General features: G+C 69.1%; 21 protein-coding genes and 1 pseudogene. 11 read left to right on the top strand and 11 right to left on the bottom strand.

Annotated elements, in window-relative coordinates; genetic code table 11:
- Window positions 1-21 precede the first annotated feature (21 nt).
- Window positions 22-741: an SDR family NAD(P)-dependent oxidoreductase gene (locus OHA30_RS02065; protein ID WP_328912042.1), complete on the top strand. Its 720-nt coding sequence runs from the start codon at window positions 22-24 to the stop codon at window positions 739-741.
- 278 nt (window positions 742-1,019) lie between these two features.
- Here the strand turns inward: OHA30_RS02065 and OHA30_RS02060 are convergent, their stop codons facing one another.
- Window positions 1,020-1,268 (bottom strand): hypothetical protein, encoded by a 249-nt coding sequence (locus tag OHA30_RS02060; RefSeq protein WP_328912041.1) that lies wholly within the window; start codon window positions 1,266-1,268, stop codon window positions 1,020-1,022.
- Here OHA30_RS02060 and OHA30_RS02055 point away from each other — a divergent pair.
- Window positions 1,258-1,470: a hypothetical protein gene (locus OHA30_RS02055; RefSeq protein WP_328912040.1), complete on the top strand. Its 213-nt coding sequence runs from the start codon at window positions 1,258-1,260 to the stop codon at window positions 1,468-1,470. The genes OHA30_RS02060 and OHA30_RS02055 overlap by 11 nt on opposite strands.
- Before the next feature lie 267 nt (window positions 1,471-1,737).
- Here the strand turns inward: OHA30_RS02055 and OHA30_RS02050 are convergent, their stop codons facing one another.
- Window positions 1,738-2,277 carry a hypothetical protein gene (locus OHA30_RS02050; RefSeq protein ID WP_328912039.1) on the bottom strand — a complete coding sequence of 180 codons (540 nt, stop codon included), beginning with the start codon at window positions 2,275-2,277 and terminating at the stop codon, window positions 1,738-1,740.
- Between the two features lie 2 nt (window positions 2,278-2,279).
- Window positions 2,280-2,783, bottom strand: coding sequence for an ATP-binding protein (locus OHA30_RS02045; RefSeq protein WP_328912038.1), 504 nt, complete (start codon window positions 2,781-2,783; stop codon window positions 2,280-2,282).
- 126 nt (window positions 2,784-2,909) lie between these two features.
- Between OHA30_RS02045 and OHA30_RS02040 the strand changes: the two genes are divergently transcribed.
- Window positions 2,910-3,743 carry a helix-turn-helix domain-containing protein gene (locus tag OHA30_RS02040; RefSeq protein WP_328912037.1) on the top strand — a complete coding sequence of 278 codons (834 nt, stop codon included), beginning with the start codon at window positions 2,910-2,912 and terminating at the stop codon, window positions 3,741-3,743.
- Window positions 3,743-3,955 carry a DUF397 domain-containing protein gene (locus tag OHA30_RS02035; protein WP_328912036.1) on the top strand — a complete coding sequence of 71 codons (213 nt, stop codon included), beginning with the start codon at window positions 3,743-3,745 and terminating at the stop codon, window positions 3,953-3,955. Before OHA30_RS02040 ends, OHA30_RS02035 begins: the two co-directional genes overlap by 1 nt.
- 216 nt (window positions 3,956-4,171) lie before the next feature.
- Here the strand turns inward: OHA30_RS02035 and OHA30_RS02030 are convergent, their stop codons facing one another.
- Together OHA30_RS02030 and OHA30_RS02025 are read right to left on the bottom strand one after the other, a co-directional pair.
- The gene (locus tag OHA30_RS02030; protein WP_328912035.1) at window positions 4,172-5,491 is read right to left on the bottom strand and encodes a VanZ family protein; all 1,320 of its coding nucleotides are present in this window, start codon (window positions 5,489-5,491) and stop codon (window positions 4,172-4,174) included.
- A gap of 364 nt (window positions 5,492-5,855) precedes the next feature.
- Window positions 5,856-7,232 carry a hypothetical protein gene (locus tag OHA30_RS02025; RefSeq protein ID WP_328912034.1) on the bottom strand — a complete coding sequence of 459 codons (1,377 nt, stop codon included), beginning with the start codon at window positions 7,230-7,232 and terminating at the stop codon, window positions 5,856-5,858.
- A gap of 141 nt (window positions 7,233-7,373) precedes the next feature.
- Between OHA30_RS02025 and OHA30_RS02020 the strand changes: the two genes are divergently transcribed.
- The 5 genes from OHA30_RS02020 to OHA30_RS02000 all read left to right on the top strand — a co-directional run bounded on the left by OHA30_RS02020 (window position 7,374) and on the right by OHA30_RS02000 (window position 11,273).
- Window positions 7,374-7,505, top strand: a complete 132-nt coding sequence (locus tag OHA30_RS02020; RefSeq protein WP_328912033.1) for a lasso RiPP family leader peptide-containing protein — start codon at window positions 7,374-7,376, stop codon at window positions 7,503-7,505.
- Between the two features lie 95 nt (window positions 7,506-7,600).
- Window positions 7,601-9,433: an albusnodin/ikarugamycin family macrolactam cyclase gene (locus tag OHA30_RS02015; RefSeq protein WP_328912032.1), complete on the top strand. Its 1,833-nt coding sequence runs from the start codon at window positions 7,601-7,603 to the stop codon at window positions 9,431-9,433.
- A complete protein-coding gene (locus tag OHA30_RS02010; RefSeq protein ID WP_328912031.1) occupies window positions 9,417-9,722 on the top strand; it encodes a PqqD family protein in 306 nt (101 codons plus the stop codon). Before OHA30_RS02015 ends, OHA30_RS02010 begins: the two co-directional genes overlap by 17 nt.
- Window positions 9,719-10,141: a lasso peptide biosynthesis B2 protein gene (locus OHA30_RS02005; protein ID WP_328912030.1), complete on the top strand. Its 423-nt coding sequence runs from the start codon at window positions 9,719-9,721 to the stop codon at window positions 10,139-10,141. The genes OHA30_RS02010 and OHA30_RS02005 overlap by 4 nt, the downstream gene beginning before the upstream one ends.
- Before the next feature lie 85 nt (window positions 10,142-10,226).
- Window positions 10,227-11,273 (top strand): protein-L-isoaspartate(D-aspartate) O-methyltransferase, encoded by a 1,047-nt coding sequence (locus tag OHA30_RS02000; protein ID WP_328912029.1) that lies wholly within the window; start codon window positions 10,227-10,229, stop codon window positions 11,271-11,273.
- A gap of 188 nt (window positions 11,274-11,461) precedes the next feature.
- On the opposite strand, the gene OHA30_RS01995 is transcribed toward OHA30_RS02000, so the two are convergent.
- Complete coding sequence (locus OHA30_RS01995) at window positions 11,462-11,752, bottom strand: hypothetical protein (protein WP_328912028.1); 291 nt, start codon at window positions 11,750-11,752, stop codon at window positions 11,462-11,464.
- 685 nt (window positions 11,753-12,437) lie between these two features.
- Here OHA30_RS01995 and OHA30_RS01990 point away from each other — a divergent pair.
- The gene (locus OHA30_RS01990) at window positions 12,438-12,626 is read left to right on the top strand and encodes a hypothetical protein (RefSeq protein ID WP_328912027.1); all 189 of its coding nucleotides are present in this window, start codon (window positions 12,438-12,440) and stop codon (window positions 12,624-12,626) included.
- Window positions 12,627-12,661: 35 nt separating this feature from the next.
- Here the strand turns inward: OHA30_RS01990 and OHA30_RS01985 are convergent, their stop codons facing one another.
- Together OHA30_RS01985 and OHA30_RS01980 are read right to left on the bottom strand one after the other, a co-directional pair.
- Window positions 12,662-13,036: a hypothetical protein gene (locus OHA30_RS01985; protein WP_328912026.1), complete on the bottom strand. Its 375-nt coding sequence runs from the start codon at window positions 13,034-13,036 to the stop codon at window positions 12,662-12,664.
- A 48-nt stretch (window positions 13,037-13,084) separates the two neighbouring features.
- Window positions 13,085-13,339: pseudogene (locus OHA30_RS01980) on the bottom strand (NF041680 family putative transposase); the annotation flags it as partial.
- 76 nt (window positions 13,340-13,415) lie between these two features.
- On the opposite strand from OHA30_RS01980, the gene OHA30_RS01975 reads away from it, so the two are divergent.
- The gene (locus tag OHA30_RS01975; protein ID WP_328918104.1) at window positions 13,416-13,994 is read left to right on the top strand and encodes a hypothetical protein; all 579 of its coding nucleotides are present in this window, start codon (window positions 13,416-13,418) and stop codon (window positions 13,992-13,994) included.
- 118 nt (window positions 13,995-14,112) lie between these two features.
- Here OHA30_RS01975 and OHA30_RS01970 read toward each other — a convergent pair whose 3' ends face one another.
- The 3 genes from OHA30_RS01970 to OHA30_RS01960 all read right to left on the bottom strand — a co-directional run bounded on the left by OHA30_RS01970 (window position 14,113) and on the right by OHA30_RS01960 (window position 15,690).
- Window positions 14,113-14,838: a dienelactone hydrolase family protein gene (locus OHA30_RS01970; RefSeq protein ID WP_328912025.1), complete on the bottom strand. Its 726-nt coding sequence runs from the start codon at window positions 14,836-14,838 to the stop codon at window positions 14,113-14,115.
- Between the two features lie 166 nt (window positions 14,839-15,004).
- Window positions 15,005-15,421: a type II toxin-antitoxin system VapC family toxin gene (locus OHA30_RS01965; protein WP_328912024.1), complete on the bottom strand. Its 417-nt coding sequence runs from the start codon at window positions 15,419-15,421 to the stop codon at window positions 15,005-15,007.
- Window positions 15,418-15,690, bottom strand: coding sequence for a CopG family transcriptional regulator (locus OHA30_RS01960; RefSeq protein WP_328912023.1), 273 nt, complete (start codon window positions 15,688-15,690; stop codon window positions 15,418-15,420). The genes OHA30_RS01965 and OHA30_RS01960 overlap by 4 nt, the downstream gene beginning before the upstream one ends.
- Window positions 15,691-16,169: the final 479 nt, after the last annotated feature.

Here is a 16,169-nt window from a genome sequence, read left to right as displayed (position 1 = left end):
ACGTAGCAGCCAGGAGGAACCTTGACCCGCATCGTGCTCGTCACCGGAGCCACCAGCGGCATCGGCCGCGCCATCGCCGCGCGGTTCGCCGCCGACCGGGCCGAGGTCTACATCACCGGACGCCACGCCGACACCGTCGAGCGGACCGCGAAGGAGTTGGGCGTGCGCGGCGTCGTCTGCGACGCGACCCACCCCGGGCAGGTCGCCGCGCTGAGCGCCCGACTCGGCGGAACCCTCGACGTGCTCGTCAACGCGGCCGGTGGCCTGCCCGACGCGGCACCCACCGACGTCCCGCCCCTGGAGTCGCTGCTCGCCCAGTGGCAGGACAGCCTGGCCCGGAATCTGCTCGGCGCGGTCCTGACCACCGCCTCGGTGCAGGACAAGCTTGCCCCCGGCGGCTCGGTCGTCAGCATCGGCTCGATCGGAGCCGAGCGGCGCGGCGGCTCCTACGGCACGGCCAAGGCCGCCCTCGCCGCCTGGAACGCCTCGCTCTCCCACGAACTCGGCCCACGCGGTATCACCTGCAACGTCATCTCGGCCGGCTACATCGCGGGCACCGACTTCTTCCGCGGGCAGATGACGGACGAACGCCACGACGCACTCGTCCAGGAGACCCACAACAAGCGGCCGGGCACCCCGGACGACATCACCGAGACCGCCTACTTCCTCACGTCCCCCGGCGCCGCACACATCACCGGCCAAACCATCCACGTCAACGGCGGCGCATTCACCACGCGCTAGCGTCTCCCACCGGCCCAGCCCGTACGCGGCCCGGGCGTCCCCTCGTCCCGTACGTCACCCCGCCGCCCCCGCAGGGCCGCCTCGCGCGCCGCGCCCCCCTCCGCAGGCCCGGAGGGCACGCCGTCGCAAACGCGCCACGGCGCACACCCGCCCCCGCGCCCCCACCCCCTCCAGTGGCGGAAGCCAACCCTCACTCGTAACGTCGAAAAAGGGTCGAAATGCCCCTAAAGGGGATGAGTCAACAAACAGGAGTCCACTATGACCGGTACGTTCCGTAATCACTGGGGACGCGGGTTCACTGTAGGTGCCCTGACCACGGCACTGGTAGCCGGCGGTGCGGCAAGCGGCGTGGCGTTCGCGTCGGCGCCCACGCAGCACTCCGGAACCGCGATCTCGGCGGCCACGTCGACCTCAAGCCCGAGCGCCAGCCCGAGCACGAGCTCGACCGCGAGTACACACCCGAAGATCACGATCAAGGTCATCCCCACCACGACGATAGTGAACACCATCGTCACCGTGAGCGGCACGACCAAGAATCTGCCCGAGGGAAGCACGGTCCAGCTCCAGCACAAGGTCAACAACAAGTGGACCTCGCTCAAGGCCAAGACCACCGTGAAGGTGGGTGGCCTCTACTCGCTGACCACCAAGTTCTCCAGCAAGGGAACGCAGCACCTCCGGGTGAAGGACGGCAAGGCCCACTCCCCGACGGTCAAGGTCACAGTGCACTGACCCCCGCTTGCCACAAGGCGTGCCGCGAAGGCGTGGCACAAGGGCGGAGCCTCTTCCGTGAACCGCCCTCCGTTTCTCCGCCCGCCGTCCACCGGCGGGCGGAGAAACGCGTTGTACGCGAAGCCCCCGCCCCCGCCACGACTCCTGACGCGGATACGACGGAACCGTCCCTCCTGCCCACCGGTGGACAGGAGGAACGGTCCCAAGCGGGCCTCTCCGCACGACGGCCACGGGGGCAGCCGTCGAGTCAAGCCGGAGGAGACCCCCTCACCTCGGCGGGGCGAACCTCTTCTCCCGCCACGGCGAGGAGCTTTCGCGCAACGCCTGCGCGCGTCCGTACGGCGATCCCGCCGCGTTCGCCGATCCCGCCGCGTACGGCGACCCGGCCACGTACGGCGACCCGAGCGCGGACCCGGACCCGGACCCGTACGCCGACCCGACCCCGTACACCGACTCAGGCGGCACCCGCCCAGGCCCGTGCTCCGTGCGGCACCCCACGAGATCCGGTACGAGATAGCCGCTCGCCGAGCACCCCGGGCGTGCGTCCGGCGGGTAGTGGGCGAGCCGTTCCCGCGCGTACGCGGCCCGCTCCACCGGCCTCAAGTCCCCTTGCGCCGAAGGAACGTTGTCAAGGGTCGCTTCCAGCCAGGCCAGCGCGTAGTCGGGTTCGTCGAACGTCGCCGCCACCATGCTCCGCGCCGTGAATCGCCATTCGCGCACGACCAGCGGCGACACCCCGCACGGCTCCATCGGTATCGCGATGCCCGTGACCACCGAAGTGTGCCAGTGAAGTTCAGAGCTACGCACGACTACGCGCCCTCACTCGTAGTGATCGCCGAAACCGTACTAACAACGTCCATAGCGCAGATCGACGTACCAAAGCCGTCCGAACCGCCAGAATTCACCTGCGCCCACACCGACTTGCCGACGCCCTCGCGCTCGCTGACCCCCCACTGCTCGGGCCCGACCAACGCGTTCACCAGCGCCAACCCCCTTCCCTGCTCGTCCTCTTCGGCCGGCCGACGCCGCTCGGGCCGGTCGTAACTGGCGTCGTGGACCTCGATCCGTACGCCGCCCCCGCGCCGGAAGAACTTCGTCTCGATCTGACGGCCCCGCACCTTGCCGTGGACAACCGCGTTGGTCGCGAGTTCCGTCAGCACCAGCTCCGCCGTGTCCGAGAGTTCGGACAGATTCCAGCTCCGCAGCACGTCACGGAGGTGATGACGCGCGCGGGCGACGGAACGAGGGGTGCTCGGCCAGCGCGAGACCACCAGTTCGTCAAGACAGTTCCGCGTCGGTGGTGGTGCTCCCATGGCTGACCTTTCGCCGTTTTTGCCTCATGCCCCTTTGGCTACTCCTAGGCTGTCTCATGACCGCAAGGAGTGATAGAGCCCACTCCGGGACCGCAACACAGGTCCAGCACTACCCCAGGAGTACGCATGAGTGTCGAAGAAGCGACCACGGATCTGTTCGACCCCACCACCTCTCCGCTCCAGCACTTCGGCCACGAAGTGCGGCTCGCGCGTGAGCGTGTGGGCATGTCGCGCGCCGAGTTGGGCACGCACGCCCACTGCGGCTACTCGCTGGTCGCCAAGATCGAGGTCGGCGAGCGCGTCCCCACGCTCTACTTCGCCGAGTCGTGCGACCGCGCGTTCCCGCACTCGTACGGGCGCTTCGAGCGGTTGTGGCAACTCGTCATCAAGCACGCGTACCCGACATGGTTCCGGCCGTGGGTCGTGCTGGAGGAAGCGGCGACGGCGATCAGGTCCTTCCAAGTGCAGCTCGTACCTGGCCTGTTGCAGACGGAGGACTACGCGCGGGCCGTACTGTCCTGCGGCCGCCTGACCGCTGAGCGCGTCGAGGTGCTGCTGACCGCCCGAATGGAACGGCAGCGCATCCTCACCCGGGACACCCCGCCGGACCTGTGGGCGGTACTGGACGAGAACGTGCTGCGTCGACAGGTGGCGCCGTCCAAGGCGTTCGCCGGGCAACTGGCCAGGCTGATCGAGGAGTCCGAGAAGCCGAGCACGCTGATCCAGGTGGTGCCGTACGGGGCGGGCGCCCACGCGGGATTGGGGGGTCCGTTCTCCGCTCTGACGATGGAAGAGGGCCCGGACGTGCTGTACGTCGACGGGTTCGCGCAGGGTCAGATCCTGGCCGATCCGGAGGTCGTGAAGGCCGCACTGCGCACCTATGATCTCCTTCAAGCCGTGGCTCTGTCCCCGAGCGCGTCGGTTGATCTGATCCACACCGTCATGAAGGAACTGAACTGATGACTTCGGCCAGCAACTTGCCGGTAGCGGCATGGCGTAAGTCCAGCTACAGCGGCCCCAACGGGGGCGACTGCGTCGAGGTCGGCGTGGGCATCTCCGGCGTCGCCCCGGTCCGCGACAGCAAGAACCCCGAGGGCCCGGCGTTGCTCTTCCCGACGCCGACCTGGTCCACCTTCCTCACCGCCCTGAAGTCCGGCCACTTCCCACTCTGACCCCGACCCCACACCCACCGCGTCCCACGTGGTCCGTCACCGCGGCCGGCCTGTCCGGCCGCGAACCGGCCACCGCTCGCGGCACGCGACCTGGCACGACCGGCCACTCGTCGCGCCGCCGCAACGTCGCGGCCTCCCTCATCGAGTGGGCCCACTCGCAGGAGGGTTGATCGGTCACGCTCGACAGGGACACGGCGGGTCGGCCGGGGATCTGTCTCAGCCCTGCGCCTGAGGCGGAGTGAACTCACCTGTCACCGCGTCGATTCCGACAACGGGACCGGCATCGCTGCCGATACCCGTGGGGAAGAGCCACGCGGCGCGCCAACTCCCGTCGACGCTCACCATGGCGAGCGTCCCTTTGCCGATCGTGACGTCCGGCGGAACGCGCGGACTGTGCCGGGCCGCGTCTTGCGCCTGAGCTTCCGTGAGCTTCGGGGGAGTGGGAAGGGCCGGGTCCGCGACTTCACGGACGAGAAGTTGGGAGAGGTTTCCACGCCGGTCGATCTCCACATCGAGGCGCATCGGCATGAGCACTCCCTTGACGGTCCGGCGCCAGCTCACACTCCAACCGAGGCGGCCGTCAGCCACCGGATAGCCGGCGATCTTGGACCCGGGCAGAGCCCATGGGAAGTGCTCTCGAACGTACTGTGTGGCGATCTTCCGGGCATCCTGCTCGTTTCTCGGCGCGGAGAGTCCTTCGGTGACGGATATCGACCCCACGGCGGAGGGGTCGACGCCTGACTGGTACGGGGGAAAGCTGGCACTGAATTGTCCGTTGTCGGGCCACGCCAGTTGAAGTGACCCCTTTCCGACAGACGCGACGACGAATTTCCCGGAACTGACGTACTGCACACGTCCCACGCCGACGCCCTCTCCGAATGCCTCACGCACCCGGGCCTCGACCGCTTCGCGCATCGCGCTGCTCCCGTACTGAACGCTCGTCGAGTCCATGAAAACAGGAGTCACCAGCAGAGCGCCTGCGGCGGCGTTTGCGGCAAGTGTGCCGGCCAGCCCCCACACCAAGGGACGGGGGTTTCCTGTCCATGCCGGAATTCGGTGGCCGGCCCCTGCCCGGACCAGGCCCCAGCCGACAGCGGCGCCGATCAGCCCTCCGGCGGAGTTGGCGACCCAGTCCGAACTGTCACACGTACGCGCCACCGCGGGCACGGTCGCCTGGACGATCTCGATGGTGAGGCTCAGGGCGCTGCTGCCGATGATGACGGCGAGCGGCTGACGCAGCGCGAGGACACCGAAGAACCCGAGCGGAACAAACAGGGCAACGTTCAGCAGACCCTGATCGTTGAGAAACGCCTCGCTGATCTGCCGGTTGACCGTGCAATTCCCTACGTATCCGCTCCCCGATCCCCAGAAGGTCAGCAGAAGGACCGCGGATAAACTCCCCGTCAGACCGGTGGTGGTCAAGGTCCGAGAACAATGTCGGCGTGCCCAAATATACGTTGCAGCCATGACGATGACGACAAGTAAGAGAGCCAAGACGACGAAGCGTCCGTGTCCAGCGAAAACTGCCTGCAGCATGAGGATGTGGTTCCGAAACTCGTGGACGATGGCCGCCTCCCGACGGGGAGGCCGCTGCCGGGGACGGCGCGGGGCTTGCGGCGTGGCATGGTGATCGAGTACGTCCGAGTGGGCTCGCTCATGCTCCTTATCCTGCCTCGTATGCTCTCCGGCTGTCGGATCGCGAGCTTTGTCGTGCGCGACCTGCGGGTCCTGCCGGGCGCAGGCCGATTCCCCGCCCGCCGAAGCCCGGGAGCGGCCTCGCGCCCGCCGCCGCGCCGCCGTATGGGTGGCCTGGTCGTTCCGACAGGAGGCACGTCATGGAGTGGATCGACCCCCGGCGGTACAGGACTCCTGAGGATGAGTTGGAGAAGCTGAGGGCCGGTCAGACGGAGGCGAGGAAGCTGATGGCGCGTTCATCGAGTTCGGCTGCGCAGCGCAGCCCACGGGTGCGGTAGGGGGCCAGACCGCGGCGCATCGTGCGAACCGCTCTGCGGGTGCGGGCGGAGGCGACACCGTCCATGTGGTCCATTGCCCGCGACCAGGTGGCGCAGGCTTCTTCGACGCCGCCCTGCTTGAGCTGGGACTCGGCAGCGGCCACGAGGTCCAGGGCGACGATGCGCGCGTAGGTGCCGACCGGACGAGAGGCTGCGGCGCGAACGTAGTGCTGTCCGGCGCGGCGATGATCGCCCAGGGCTTCGAGGACCTTGGCCGTTCGGGAGGTGACGGTGGCCTCCGGCGGACCCCAGGCCAGGGCCCAGAACGGCACGTCCTCTCCGCGGCCGGCATCCAGGGCGGCCCGGGCGGCTTCGATTTCGGCGACGGCTGCCGTGCGCCGGCCGGCATTGGCCAGAGCGTGGGCTCGGGTGATGTGAAACAGCGCCTCGACGCGGGCGGGAACGTACCCTGCGGCCCTGGCCAGCCCGGTCTCCGCCAGGTCCAGGCAACGTTCGGGCCGGTGGAGTTTCATGCCTTGCTGGGACATGGTGCGCATGACGAACCCGTCCTGCCCGGGCTCGCCGGACTCGACGGCCAGGGCGAAGGACTGCATGTAGTAGCGCTGCGCGAGCCCCTGCTCCCCGGAGTCGTACGCCTTCCATCCTGCGAGGTGGGCGGCGGAGGAGGCAACGGAGAGCATTCGGCGCCGCAGTTCCTCGTTGTGGAAGCGGCTCCGGCAGAGCGGAGCGACATCGGTGATGAGGTACTGCACGAATGCGGAGCGGCCGTGCCGACCGCCGAGACGTTCGTCCATCTCGGTGAACATCGCCACCATGTCGCGTACCGCGGTGACCTCCGCGGCACCGACGGTCGCTCCCCGGCGGGCTGCGGCGGTGCGCTCGGCCATCTCCTCGACGTAGCCCAGCGGCAGCACGGTGGCAGCCATGGAGTAGGCGGAGGCGGTCAGGAACCGGCGTCGGCGCACGTCAGCCTCTCCGATCGTCGCGAGTACCTCGACCGGGTCCGGGCCGAGGGCCAGTCCGATGCTGTCATCCTCACGCGGGGTCAGGGAAGGAACTCCCAGATCGTGGAGGGTGATGCGGCGGCCAAGGCGGCGGGAGAGGGCTTCGGCGAGGCAGCGGGCCGCGGGTTCCTCGGGTACAGCGCCGTAGCTCACCCAGTGGTGCACGCCGGACTTGTTGGTCTGTAGGTCCTCACCGAGTTCGGCTGCGACGGCACGGATCGTCCGGGCGGTGGACTCGTACGTCAGCCTGGCCTCGTCCAAGAGGCCTTTGAGTTGGTGGTTCGGTGTGCGCTTCGGCATCGGTGCCCGCCTCGTATACCGGATATACCGCTCCGCTCGTCCTCCACGGTACCGGCCGATCCCTCCGCGCGATTCACTCTTCGCAGAACACCGGTGACGGACAGTCCGCCATCGAGAGAGCTTGCGAGGGAGGTGAGTGCCATGGAGCAGAACGTTCCGGTCTACGTCGCGCCCGTCGTGCTGGACGCCGGCGCCGTTGCCGAAGTGACGCTGGGGTCGAACAACTTCGACACCGCGGACGACACCCAGTACGTCAAGTCGCAGGACGACTGACGCCGACACGATTCAGGGCCGGGTCCGGGGAGGCGGGCCGTGCCCCGGGCCCGGCCCGCCCGCTTCCAGGACAGAGAAATTTGGGGTGAGTTGACGTGAGGTGGTGTACAGGGTGGGCGGGCCGTTCGGCACCCGCCGTCCGGCCGCTGGCCGGCCGGAAAGTGCCTGACTTGGACGCGGTGTGGTCCGTGGGCCGGCCTGCAGACCGGGTGAGAACAGTTCGCGCGGGAGATACCGCGCTGGCTGTGGTCGGACAGTGCGGGGCCGATGACGTTCAGCTCGCCTCCGCCCTGGGGGCGGTACGGACGGGCCGCTGGCGGGAGCTCACCGGCTGGCCCGGCTCCTACCTGGTGGTTGCGGAGTATGGGCCGCTCACCGTGGTGTGCGGGGATCTGGCAGGGCAGCACCCGGTCTATTGGCGGGCCTTGGGCGGCGGGACATGGTGGGCAAGCGCGGCCTCCGCACTGGCCGCTCTTGACGCCGCGCCGGTCGATCCGGTGGCGCTGGCGGCGTATCTGGCCCTCGGGCAGCCGGACATCCTCGCCGAGCGGTCGTTCTTCCGCGACGTGCACCGAGTCCCGCCCGGATGCTTGCTGCGCATCGACGTCGGCGTCCCGACCCTCGAACGGTATGAGCCCGCCGAATACGAGCCGGTCTCGCTGGAGGAGGCGGCCCCGGCGGTCGGGGCGGCGCTGCGGCTCGCGGTCGCGGCCCGCCTCGACGGCCGCCGACCGGTGAGCTCCGATCTGGCCGGGCTGGACTCCACCACCCTGGCCTGCTTGGCGGCCGGGCACGGACCGGTGACAGCGACGACGTTCTCCGATCCGCGCATCCGCAACGATGACCTCTCCTTCGCCCGCCGCACCGCCGCAGCCGTTCCGGGCCTGCGGCACCGCGTCGTCACGGGCAGCGCGGACACCGTCTATTACAGCGGTCTGCATGACATCCGCCACCTGCCCGCCACCGATGCCCCGAACCCCTACGCGGCCACCGCGGCGATCAAGCGCGCGGTGTTGGCCGCCGCCGCTGCCGACCGGGGCCCTGGGCTGCACTTCACCGGTACGGGCGGGGACACCGTGCTGTCCGCGACCGGTTACCTGCCCGACCTGCTGCGCCAACGCTCGTACCGAGCGGCTTTCGCCCACGCACAGGCCCGCGCCCGCATCGGCCGCACCTCGGTGTGGAGGGTGCTGCGCCGGGCCCGCCCCGCGGCCCGTACGACCGGGGCCGGCTCGCTCCGGCTTGCCGCTGTTGAGCTGCGACGCCCGGCCCGCCCTTGGGACCCGGACCACCGGCCGCCGCAGACCTGGACGCCGCTGCTGGCCACTGCCACTTGGATGGCCCCGCAGGCCCGCGCCCAGCTCGCCGACGCCTTGGACCAGGCCGCCGACAGCCTCACCGCGGCGGCAGGACGGCTGGCCGCATGGACGGACCGTCAGGACCTGCTCCGCCTCGGTGCCGACATGGGTGGGTGGCGGGCCCTGGCCGAGGGAGAGTTCGGCACCGAGCTTGCCGCCCCCTATCTGGACAACGAGGTTATCCGCGCCTGCCTGGCCGTCCCGCCTGAACAGCGCTGCGCCCCGGGCCGGTTCAAGCCGCTGCTGGCCTCTGCCTTCCCTGCTGGGCCCGTCCCTACCTTTGTGTTGGAGCGGGTGACGAAGGGCGGCTTCAACGGCGTCTCCTACGCCGGCCTGCGCGAGCACGCCGCTGTCATCGGCGCACTGCTCGGCCCCGCCTCTCGCTTGGCCGCCCTCGGCCTGGCCGGCTCCGGGGCGGTCGCCGCAGCGGTCCAGCGGGCCGCAGAGGGGCAGCGCGCCCCACAGGGATCGGTGCACCTGGCAGTTACGGCCGAGGTGTGGCTGCGGCAGCTCGACATCCGCCCCACCGAGTGGTGGGAGGAGGCGATCGGCCGTGTGGCAGCTGCGTGAGGAAGCCCACCTGGTCCTGACCGACGATGGCGGCGCCGTTTTGAATGAGCACACAGGCCGATGGACGCACCTGACCTCGACCGCCGCGGCGGCCGTGATGCTCCTCTGCGCCTCCGTCACCCGTGAGGAGGCGGCCGAGCAGTACGCCGAGCACTACGGCCTCACCTCCAGTCGGGCGGCGGCCGACATCACCACGGTGGCCGACGCCCTGACCGCCGCCGGGCTGGCCACGGACGGGCAGCTCACCACCTCGCGACGACGCCGGTTCCGCTGGGGGTGGTGGCAGTGACAGTCATTCAGGTGTACACGGCCTTCCGATCCGGAACCTTCGCCGAGCGGTCGGCGGCCCGGATCGGCCTGGCGGCCGCTGTGGTGCTGCTGCGGCTGCCGTTTCGGCACACCGCCCGTGTCGTACGCTTCGCCCGGCGCTTCGGCCGCCGCCCCCTCACCCCTGGGCACGCCGAGGAGTTGGTGGCGGCGGTGCGGTACGTCGGCCGACGCTGGCCAGTGAGGATCGCCTGCATGGAGTCGAGCCTTGGCGCCGTGCTGGCCGCGGCGATCCTGCGTCGGCACCTCACCTGGTGCCTAGGTGCCCGCTTCACCCCTCCGCCGGTGGAGTACCACGCCTGGGCCGAACTCCCCGGTCACGGCCCGGTCGGCGAATACACGGAAGGTGGCTGGCACCACCACACCGCTCTCTCGATCTGATCAAGACGCCGCCCGGACGTGTCTTTCACCCGGCCGGGCCGGTTGAGCACACGAGTTCCCCAACCACTCGAAGGAGTGAACAGCGTTGAGCGCACCCGCCGTCGATGTCCCGATCGCCCCGGAGGTTGCCCAGGCCGCCGAGGCCGTGCCGGAGAAGCACTACACCCACCACGACGGGCGCGGCCCCACTGTGCACCGCACCAACCCCGTCTTCGTCCACCGCGACGTCTCCCACCTGGCCGTCGCCGAAGGCATGAACGTGCTGGAGATCGGCACCGGTTCGGGCTACTCGGGCGCCCTCATCGCCCACCTCGTCGGCCCGGCGGGGTCGGTGACCAGCGCGGACATCAACGGCTACCTCACCCGCTGGGCCAACCTCATCCACCACCGGCGCGGTCTCACCCAGATCCGCTGCCACACCGCCGACGGCACCGCCGGGTACCCGGCCGCAGCACCGTACGACCGGATCGGCGCCTGGTGCGCGCCGCCGCTCCTGCCGAAGGCATGGGTGGACCAGAGCGCCGAGGAGGGCCGGATCGTTTCCACCCTTCCCGTCGCCCCCGTACCCGACCTGACCGTGCTCGCCGTCATCCGTGTCACTGGCGGCCGCCCCGAGGTCGAGGCCATCACCGGCGGCAACTACATCGACGCCACCCCTTCCCCGAAAGCCGACCTGGAGCTTCCCGGCCGCTGGATCGACTGGGAAACCCGGGTGCCCGATCACCGCTGGGTCTCTATCGCCTGGCGGGACCGCGACGACTGGCACCATTCCGGTGCCCGCGCCACCCTGGAACGTCTCAGTGACCCCGCCCACACCGAACCCGCCGCCACTGAGGCGCCTTGGAAGCCGCTCCAGTACTGGGCTGCCGCGACCGCAGACCCTGGTCTCACCGTCGCCCGGCTCGACGGGGAGACGGCGTTCGGACACTCCACCCCCAGCTCCGCCGCCGCCCTCACCAAAGGCGGCCGGCTCATCGCCGACTCCCCGAACTCCCTTTCCCTGGACATCGTCCGCGGCTGGATCAACGGCTGGAACACCGCTGGACGCCCGGCCCGCGACGACTACACCCCCACCCTCACCCCGGTCGACGGGCCGGACGGGGCGGGCTGGAGACTGCGGCTCACCTGGTAGAACCGGGCAGTTCGAACCACGAGGGCGTCCGGTGGCGGCGGGCAAGGGCCGGTGACGGCCCCGGCCGCCGCCCGGCGCGCCTGGCTCACCGAGGACGTGGCCGTCCACGGCGTGATCACCGATTTCCGGCACGCCGGAGTACGGGCTGTCCCGTAACGGCGTTCAAGTGCCCCGGGTGACCGACAGGTTCAACCCGGCTCAGCCACGTGGGAGTCAGCTGACCCCGGCGGCTTCTGGTGGCCGCACTCCAACCGGGTGCCATTGGAGTCGATCACCGTGTACTCCAGGACGACCTTGGCCGGGTCGCCCTCCTCGTAGAGCCACACCGTGATGCCCTCGCGCCAGACGACAGTGGAGAACCAGACATCGATTCCGTCGACATCCGGTACGACGGTGAAGACTTCCCCGGGTTTCAGCCAGTAGTACTCACCGTACGGCTCGATGAAGAGACAAAGATCGTGGTCGCCCGCATTCTCCACAGGAAGCCTGCTGCCTCCCACTCGTCCCCCGAGGACCGCTGTCCCTACGAACCTCTGCACACTGTCCGCCCAGCCCGTACCGCTGTTTCCAGCATCTCACGGCGCACGGATCTGGACAGCGGCGAGATCCTCGTACAGGGCGAGGCCGCCACCGATCCGGATGATGTCGCGCAACTCAAGGACACCGCCCCGAACGAGGGATTCGTCATCGTTCCGCGCGAATTGCTCACCCGATTCGCCCTCAAGGATGCGCCACTGCCGCTACCGAGGCCGGCCGAAAGCCCACCTGCAACACGTCCTCACGGCCATCGCCGTGAATATCGAACGACTCAGCAGCCTGTCAGCGACCGAGGAAGCCTCATCACCGAGACCGCCGACCGCCTTCCAGACCCTCCTGGACCAGCAGGGGTTACCCCGGCCCAAGTCCTGGCGCACCCTCGGCACCTGACCGCGTCCAAGATCACCGACAGAGTCAAGGTCAGAACCTGTTTTCTGATCCCGCTTACGAGTGGGCGTTCGGACCTCCGTGTCGTGGTGGCCGAGGGCATCGTGCCACGGAACCGGTCGCCGGTCGGACGGCGTCTATCCGAACGACTGCATCGCTGCGATGAAATGCCGTTCGGCGGTCCACGGGGTCGCCGCCGGAGGTACGGCACCGTCATGCCCCCAGGCGTAGGAGGACATCGTGAGCACCGACATCCCGCCGGCGGAGAACGCCGCAACCGTCAACCCCGACAACCAGTTCAACGACATCGCTCCGGAAGTCCCGGCCGCCCCCGAGGTCGCCGGCGCTCCGGCGCACAAGCCGTCCGTCTCGCAGGTGGTGTCCCCGGACAACTTCCACAACGACTCCGCCCCCCGAGGGGTGACTTGAGCTTGTCGTTTGACATCTGAGCGCTCGTGACGAGGTCAGGAACTTGGGTTGCGTTGCTCGGCTTGAGCTTTGTGGACTTCCTCAAGGTGCCTTGCCTGCCGTCGCGTCAGCAACTCATCGATGGGTTCGAGTACTTGATCCCAGGCGCGTTCTGCTTCTGGTGACTGGCTGCGGCTGGGAGTCCGTGCATAGCTCAGAGCTGCGGTGATTGCTTTGTCGTAGAGGGCGTGATCTGTTGGGAGGGCGGTTGAGCGCTCGCGTCGCAACCACGTGATCAGCCACGGCATGTCTCTGACCCAACTCGGGTTTGCCAGGGAACGCACACGCAGATAGCCCAGCTGGTCCCACCATCGGCGGCGGTGCCACTTGCGGGAGTCTTCCGGCGGAAGGCCGGGGGGCAGATCCTTCATCGGACCCATATTGCCGGGTAGCGGCGCCCGGGCCTACGGGTTTCTTGTTCAAGCAGTGCGTCGGGGCCTGGTGCCTGTCTTGTGGTGGGCAGGTCGGCGGCGGGGCCGGCCGGTGACAAGTCCGAGGCCGACGTCGTGGCGTGTTGCCGGGTGGCGGTTCTTCGAGCCGGGCGGCCGTCCGGGGCCTGGGCGGGAGGGTTTGGGAACAGCCGCCTACGAAGGCAGCCGTGCGTGCAGGTTCCGGAACCCACGGCGGACACGGGCCGGGGTCGGTCCGTCCGGGTCCGCCGGCAGTGGGAGCGGCAGCCCGCCACGCAGATCCTTATGGCGACGGCTGGCAGACCAGTACGACAGCCTGGGCGCCGGCGGGAAGAGCACGGTGCTGGCTGCGTTGATCACGCTCTTCGGGACGTTGGTCACCGCCATCGTGGTTCCCCTCGTCTCCGGATCCGGCAGCGACGGCCGGACCCAAGCAGAGAACAAGCCGACGTATGTGAGCAGCCCGAACGGGACGTCGGCCGCCAACCCGACGGAGTCCGCCGTCCCCCCGTCCGGTTCCGTTCCCGTGTGCGGCACGTCGAGCAAGGACGTCGTTCTCAAGCTGGACGGCCCGCCGACGCGTTCCGCGGCGCACGTCACGGCCACGGTGTCGTGTGTGCTCGCGCCCGGTCACTATCTCTCCTGGGTCGTGCGCAAAGTCGCCGGTACCGCGGCCGATCCGCACGTGCACTACACGTTGAGATACGACCTGAGCGACGGGCCCGGCAAATACCCGTACCCGGCTCTTCTCGACAAGACCACGCCAGGGTCCGAGCGATCAGTGTTCGTGGTGCTGATGGACAGCGACGCGTACCAGAACGCCAAGAAGACAAGGGACCCCGAGACGGACTATGTCCAACTCCCTTCGCCGGTCCCCATCGTGTCCAACTCGGTGCTGATCAGGACCCCTGCCACGTGACCCCAGCGAGGTCGGCCTCTGTTGTGCGGATCGTGCCGCGGTCGCGACCGTCTTGGCCACGAATTGCGGTCTGTATCCCGATGTTGTCGGTCAATCATCTTGCGGTTTTCTGACCAGATCACTCCGTCACCGGCAGGCACTCGGCGAGCAGGCCGACGACGTCGCGCCAGGCTCGCTGCGCGTGCCGTGGATGGTAGCCGACGCCGGGGACCACGGGGTGGTCGACCGTCGGGTGGTGGAAGGCGTGCAAGGCGCCGCCGTAGACCGCGAGGCGCCAGTCGACGCCCGCGGCCTGCATCTCGGCGGTGAACGCGTCCCGTTGCGCGGGCGGCATGATCGGGTCTTCCGACCCGACCCCGGCCCACACTGGGCAGCGGATGCGCGCCGTCTCGCCCGGTCGGCCTGTGGTCAGTGCGTTGACTGTGCCGATCGCGCGTAGGTTGACGCCGTCGCGCCCGAGTTCCAGCCCGATGGCGCCTCCGGTGCCGTAGCCGACGGCGGCGATCCGGTCGGGGTCGGTCCGCGGTTCGGCGCGCAACACGTCGAGCGCCGCGTGGCCTATGCCCCGCATCCGGTCGGGGTCGGCGAGGAGCGGCATGCAACGGGCCAGCATCTCGTCCGGGTCGCCCAAGTAGCGCCCGCCGTGGAGGTCGAAGGCCAGCACTACGTATCCCAGCTCGGCGAGCGCATCGGCCCGGCGGCGCTCGACGTCGCTGAGTCCCGGGCCCTCTGGTCCGAGCAGCACCGCGGGCCGGGGGTCGGCACCGGCGGGGAGCGCGAGGTGCCCGATCATCGTCAGGCCGTCGGCCGGGTACGCGACCGTGCGTGTGGTAACCGTCGTCATGAGACTGGACGGTAGTGATCGTCGAGCCCGGTTGGGGTGGTGTTCACCGCCGGCAGAACAGCGCGGGTGTGCCTCTGAAATGCGGTGACAGCTCACAAGATCACCAACCCCGTTCCCGTCGCCCGTCAGATCGGGACTTTTCAAGATCCCCGACAGCGTCAGGTACTCAGACCTTGATCACAGTTATCCGGTGGCCGTTGCCCAAAGTGGTGAGGTCTTCGGGGTCGGAGGTGAGGACCGTGACCGGGCCGGGGGCGGCGAGCGCGGTGGCCGTCAGAATTGCGTCGATGGCGTGTTTGTGGCCGTGAAGGCCCGCGTCCGCGAGGAGTGCCGACGCGCGGCGAGCGATGGCTTCGGTGACGGGTTCGACGACGAGGCGGGAGAGAGTCCACTCGAGGGCGGGGCGGTTGATGCGCGGGTGGACGACTTCGACGAGGGTGGCGGCGCTGGTGACGACACGCATGTCGTCGGCGAGGGCAAGGGCGAGCCAGCCGGTGACTTCGCGGTCGCGCAGCACGGCTTTGGCCAGGCCCTCGCTGTCCAGGATGAGGCTGCCGCCGGGGACGGCGGGGGAGCGGGTCATGCGGCGTGCGAATCCGTTCCGTCGGCCAGTGCCTGGGCCTGGCGGGCCTGGTGGAGTTGGTCGCGCTTGGCCTGGATTTCCTCGTCTGTGACGGGGCCGTGTTCGGCTTCGGCGACAGCGATGAGTTCGCTGAGATTGTCCCGCTCGACCTGCCGGGCGACGGCTGCGGCGACGTAGGCGGAGAGTCCGGAGTGGCCGCTCCGGGCGCGGGCGGCTTCGGCGATGTCACGTGGCATGGTGATCGAGTACTTCTGAGTAGGCTCGCTCATGCTCCTTATCCTACCTCGTATGCTCTTATGTGCATCGTCGGCTCTGTCATACGCGAACTGCTGGCCCCTGCTGGGGCGCGGCTGGTCCCTGGCGGCTGAAGCACTGTCGCGGCCTCGCGTCCGGAGGCCGGACGTCGTGTTCGACGGTCGGCAACTCGGCAACTCGGCGACGTCAAGCCGAGGTTGGCCCGTGCCCCGCAGGGTGGCGGTCGCCCGCCAGTGGCGCTCCGATTGGTCTGGACCAAGTTCGGGAAAGGTCTTGTGGAGGGGTCAACGGTGACGCTATCTTTGCGACGTCTTCACGGGCTTTGAGCGTTTATAGACCACTTTGCGGCGAATCTTCGTGCGTGCTCGATCAGCACCGCCCCGCCGGGTCAGCCGAAGCCGGAATGACGTTCCACCGCTCCACCGCGCGAATCACCGGACCGTCACGGCAGACGGCTCGGATCGAGCAACTCCACGTCATCGGATCAACACGT

The sequence above is a fragment of the Streptomyces sp. NBC_00223 genome, assembly GCF_036199905.1.
Taxonomy (GTDB): Bacteria; Actinomycetota; Actinomycetes; order Streptomycetales; family Streptomycetaceae; genus Actinacidiphila.
The sequence above is the reverse complement of the archived record's forward strand: the minus strand, read 5'-3'. Positions and strand labels throughout refer to the sequence as shown.

Bases quoted from the DNA above. Each gene is read 5' to 3' on its own strand.
- OHA30_RS02035 (WP_328912036.1), top strand. From the start codon at position 3,743: ATGACTTCGGCCAGCAACTTGCCGGTAGCGGCATGGCGTAAGTCCAGC.
- OHA30_RS01965 (WP_328912024.1), bottom strand. From the start codon at position 15,421: ATGACCCGCTCCCCCGCCGTCCCCGGCGGCAGCCTCATCCTGGACAGC.
- OHA30_RS01970 (WP_328912025.1), bottom strand. From the start codon at position 14,838: ATGACGACGGTTACCACACGCACGGTCGCGTACCCGGCCGACGGCCTG.
- OHA30_RS01960 (WP_328912023.1), bottom strand. From the start codon at position 15,690: ATGAGCGAGCCTACTCAGAAGTACTCGATCACCATGCCACGTGACATC.
- OHA30_RS02025 (WP_328912034.1), bottom strand. From the start codon at position 7,232: ATGCCGAAGCGCACACCGAACCACCAACTCAAAGGCCTCTTGGACGAG.
- OHA30_RS02045 (WP_328912038.1), bottom strand. From the start codon at position 2,783: ATGGGAGCACCACCACCGACGCGGAACTGTCTTGACGAACTGGTGGTC.
- OHA30_RS02030 (WP_328912035.1), bottom strand. From the start codon at position 5,491: ATGCTGCAGGCAGTTTTCGCTGGACACGGACGCTTCGTCGTCTTGGCT.
- OHA30_RS02040 (WP_328912037.1), top strand. From the start codon at position 2,910: ATGAGTGTCGAAGAAGCGACCACGGATCTGTTCGACCCCACCACCTCT.
- OHA30_RS01985 (WP_328912026.1), bottom strand. From the start codon at position 13,036: ATGAAGGATCTGCCCCCCGGCCTTCCGCCGGAAGACTCCCGCAAGTGG.
- OHA30_RS02020 (WP_328912033.1), top strand. From the start codon at position 7,374: ATGGAGCAGAACGTTCCGGTCTACGTCGCGCCCGTCGTGCTGGACGCC.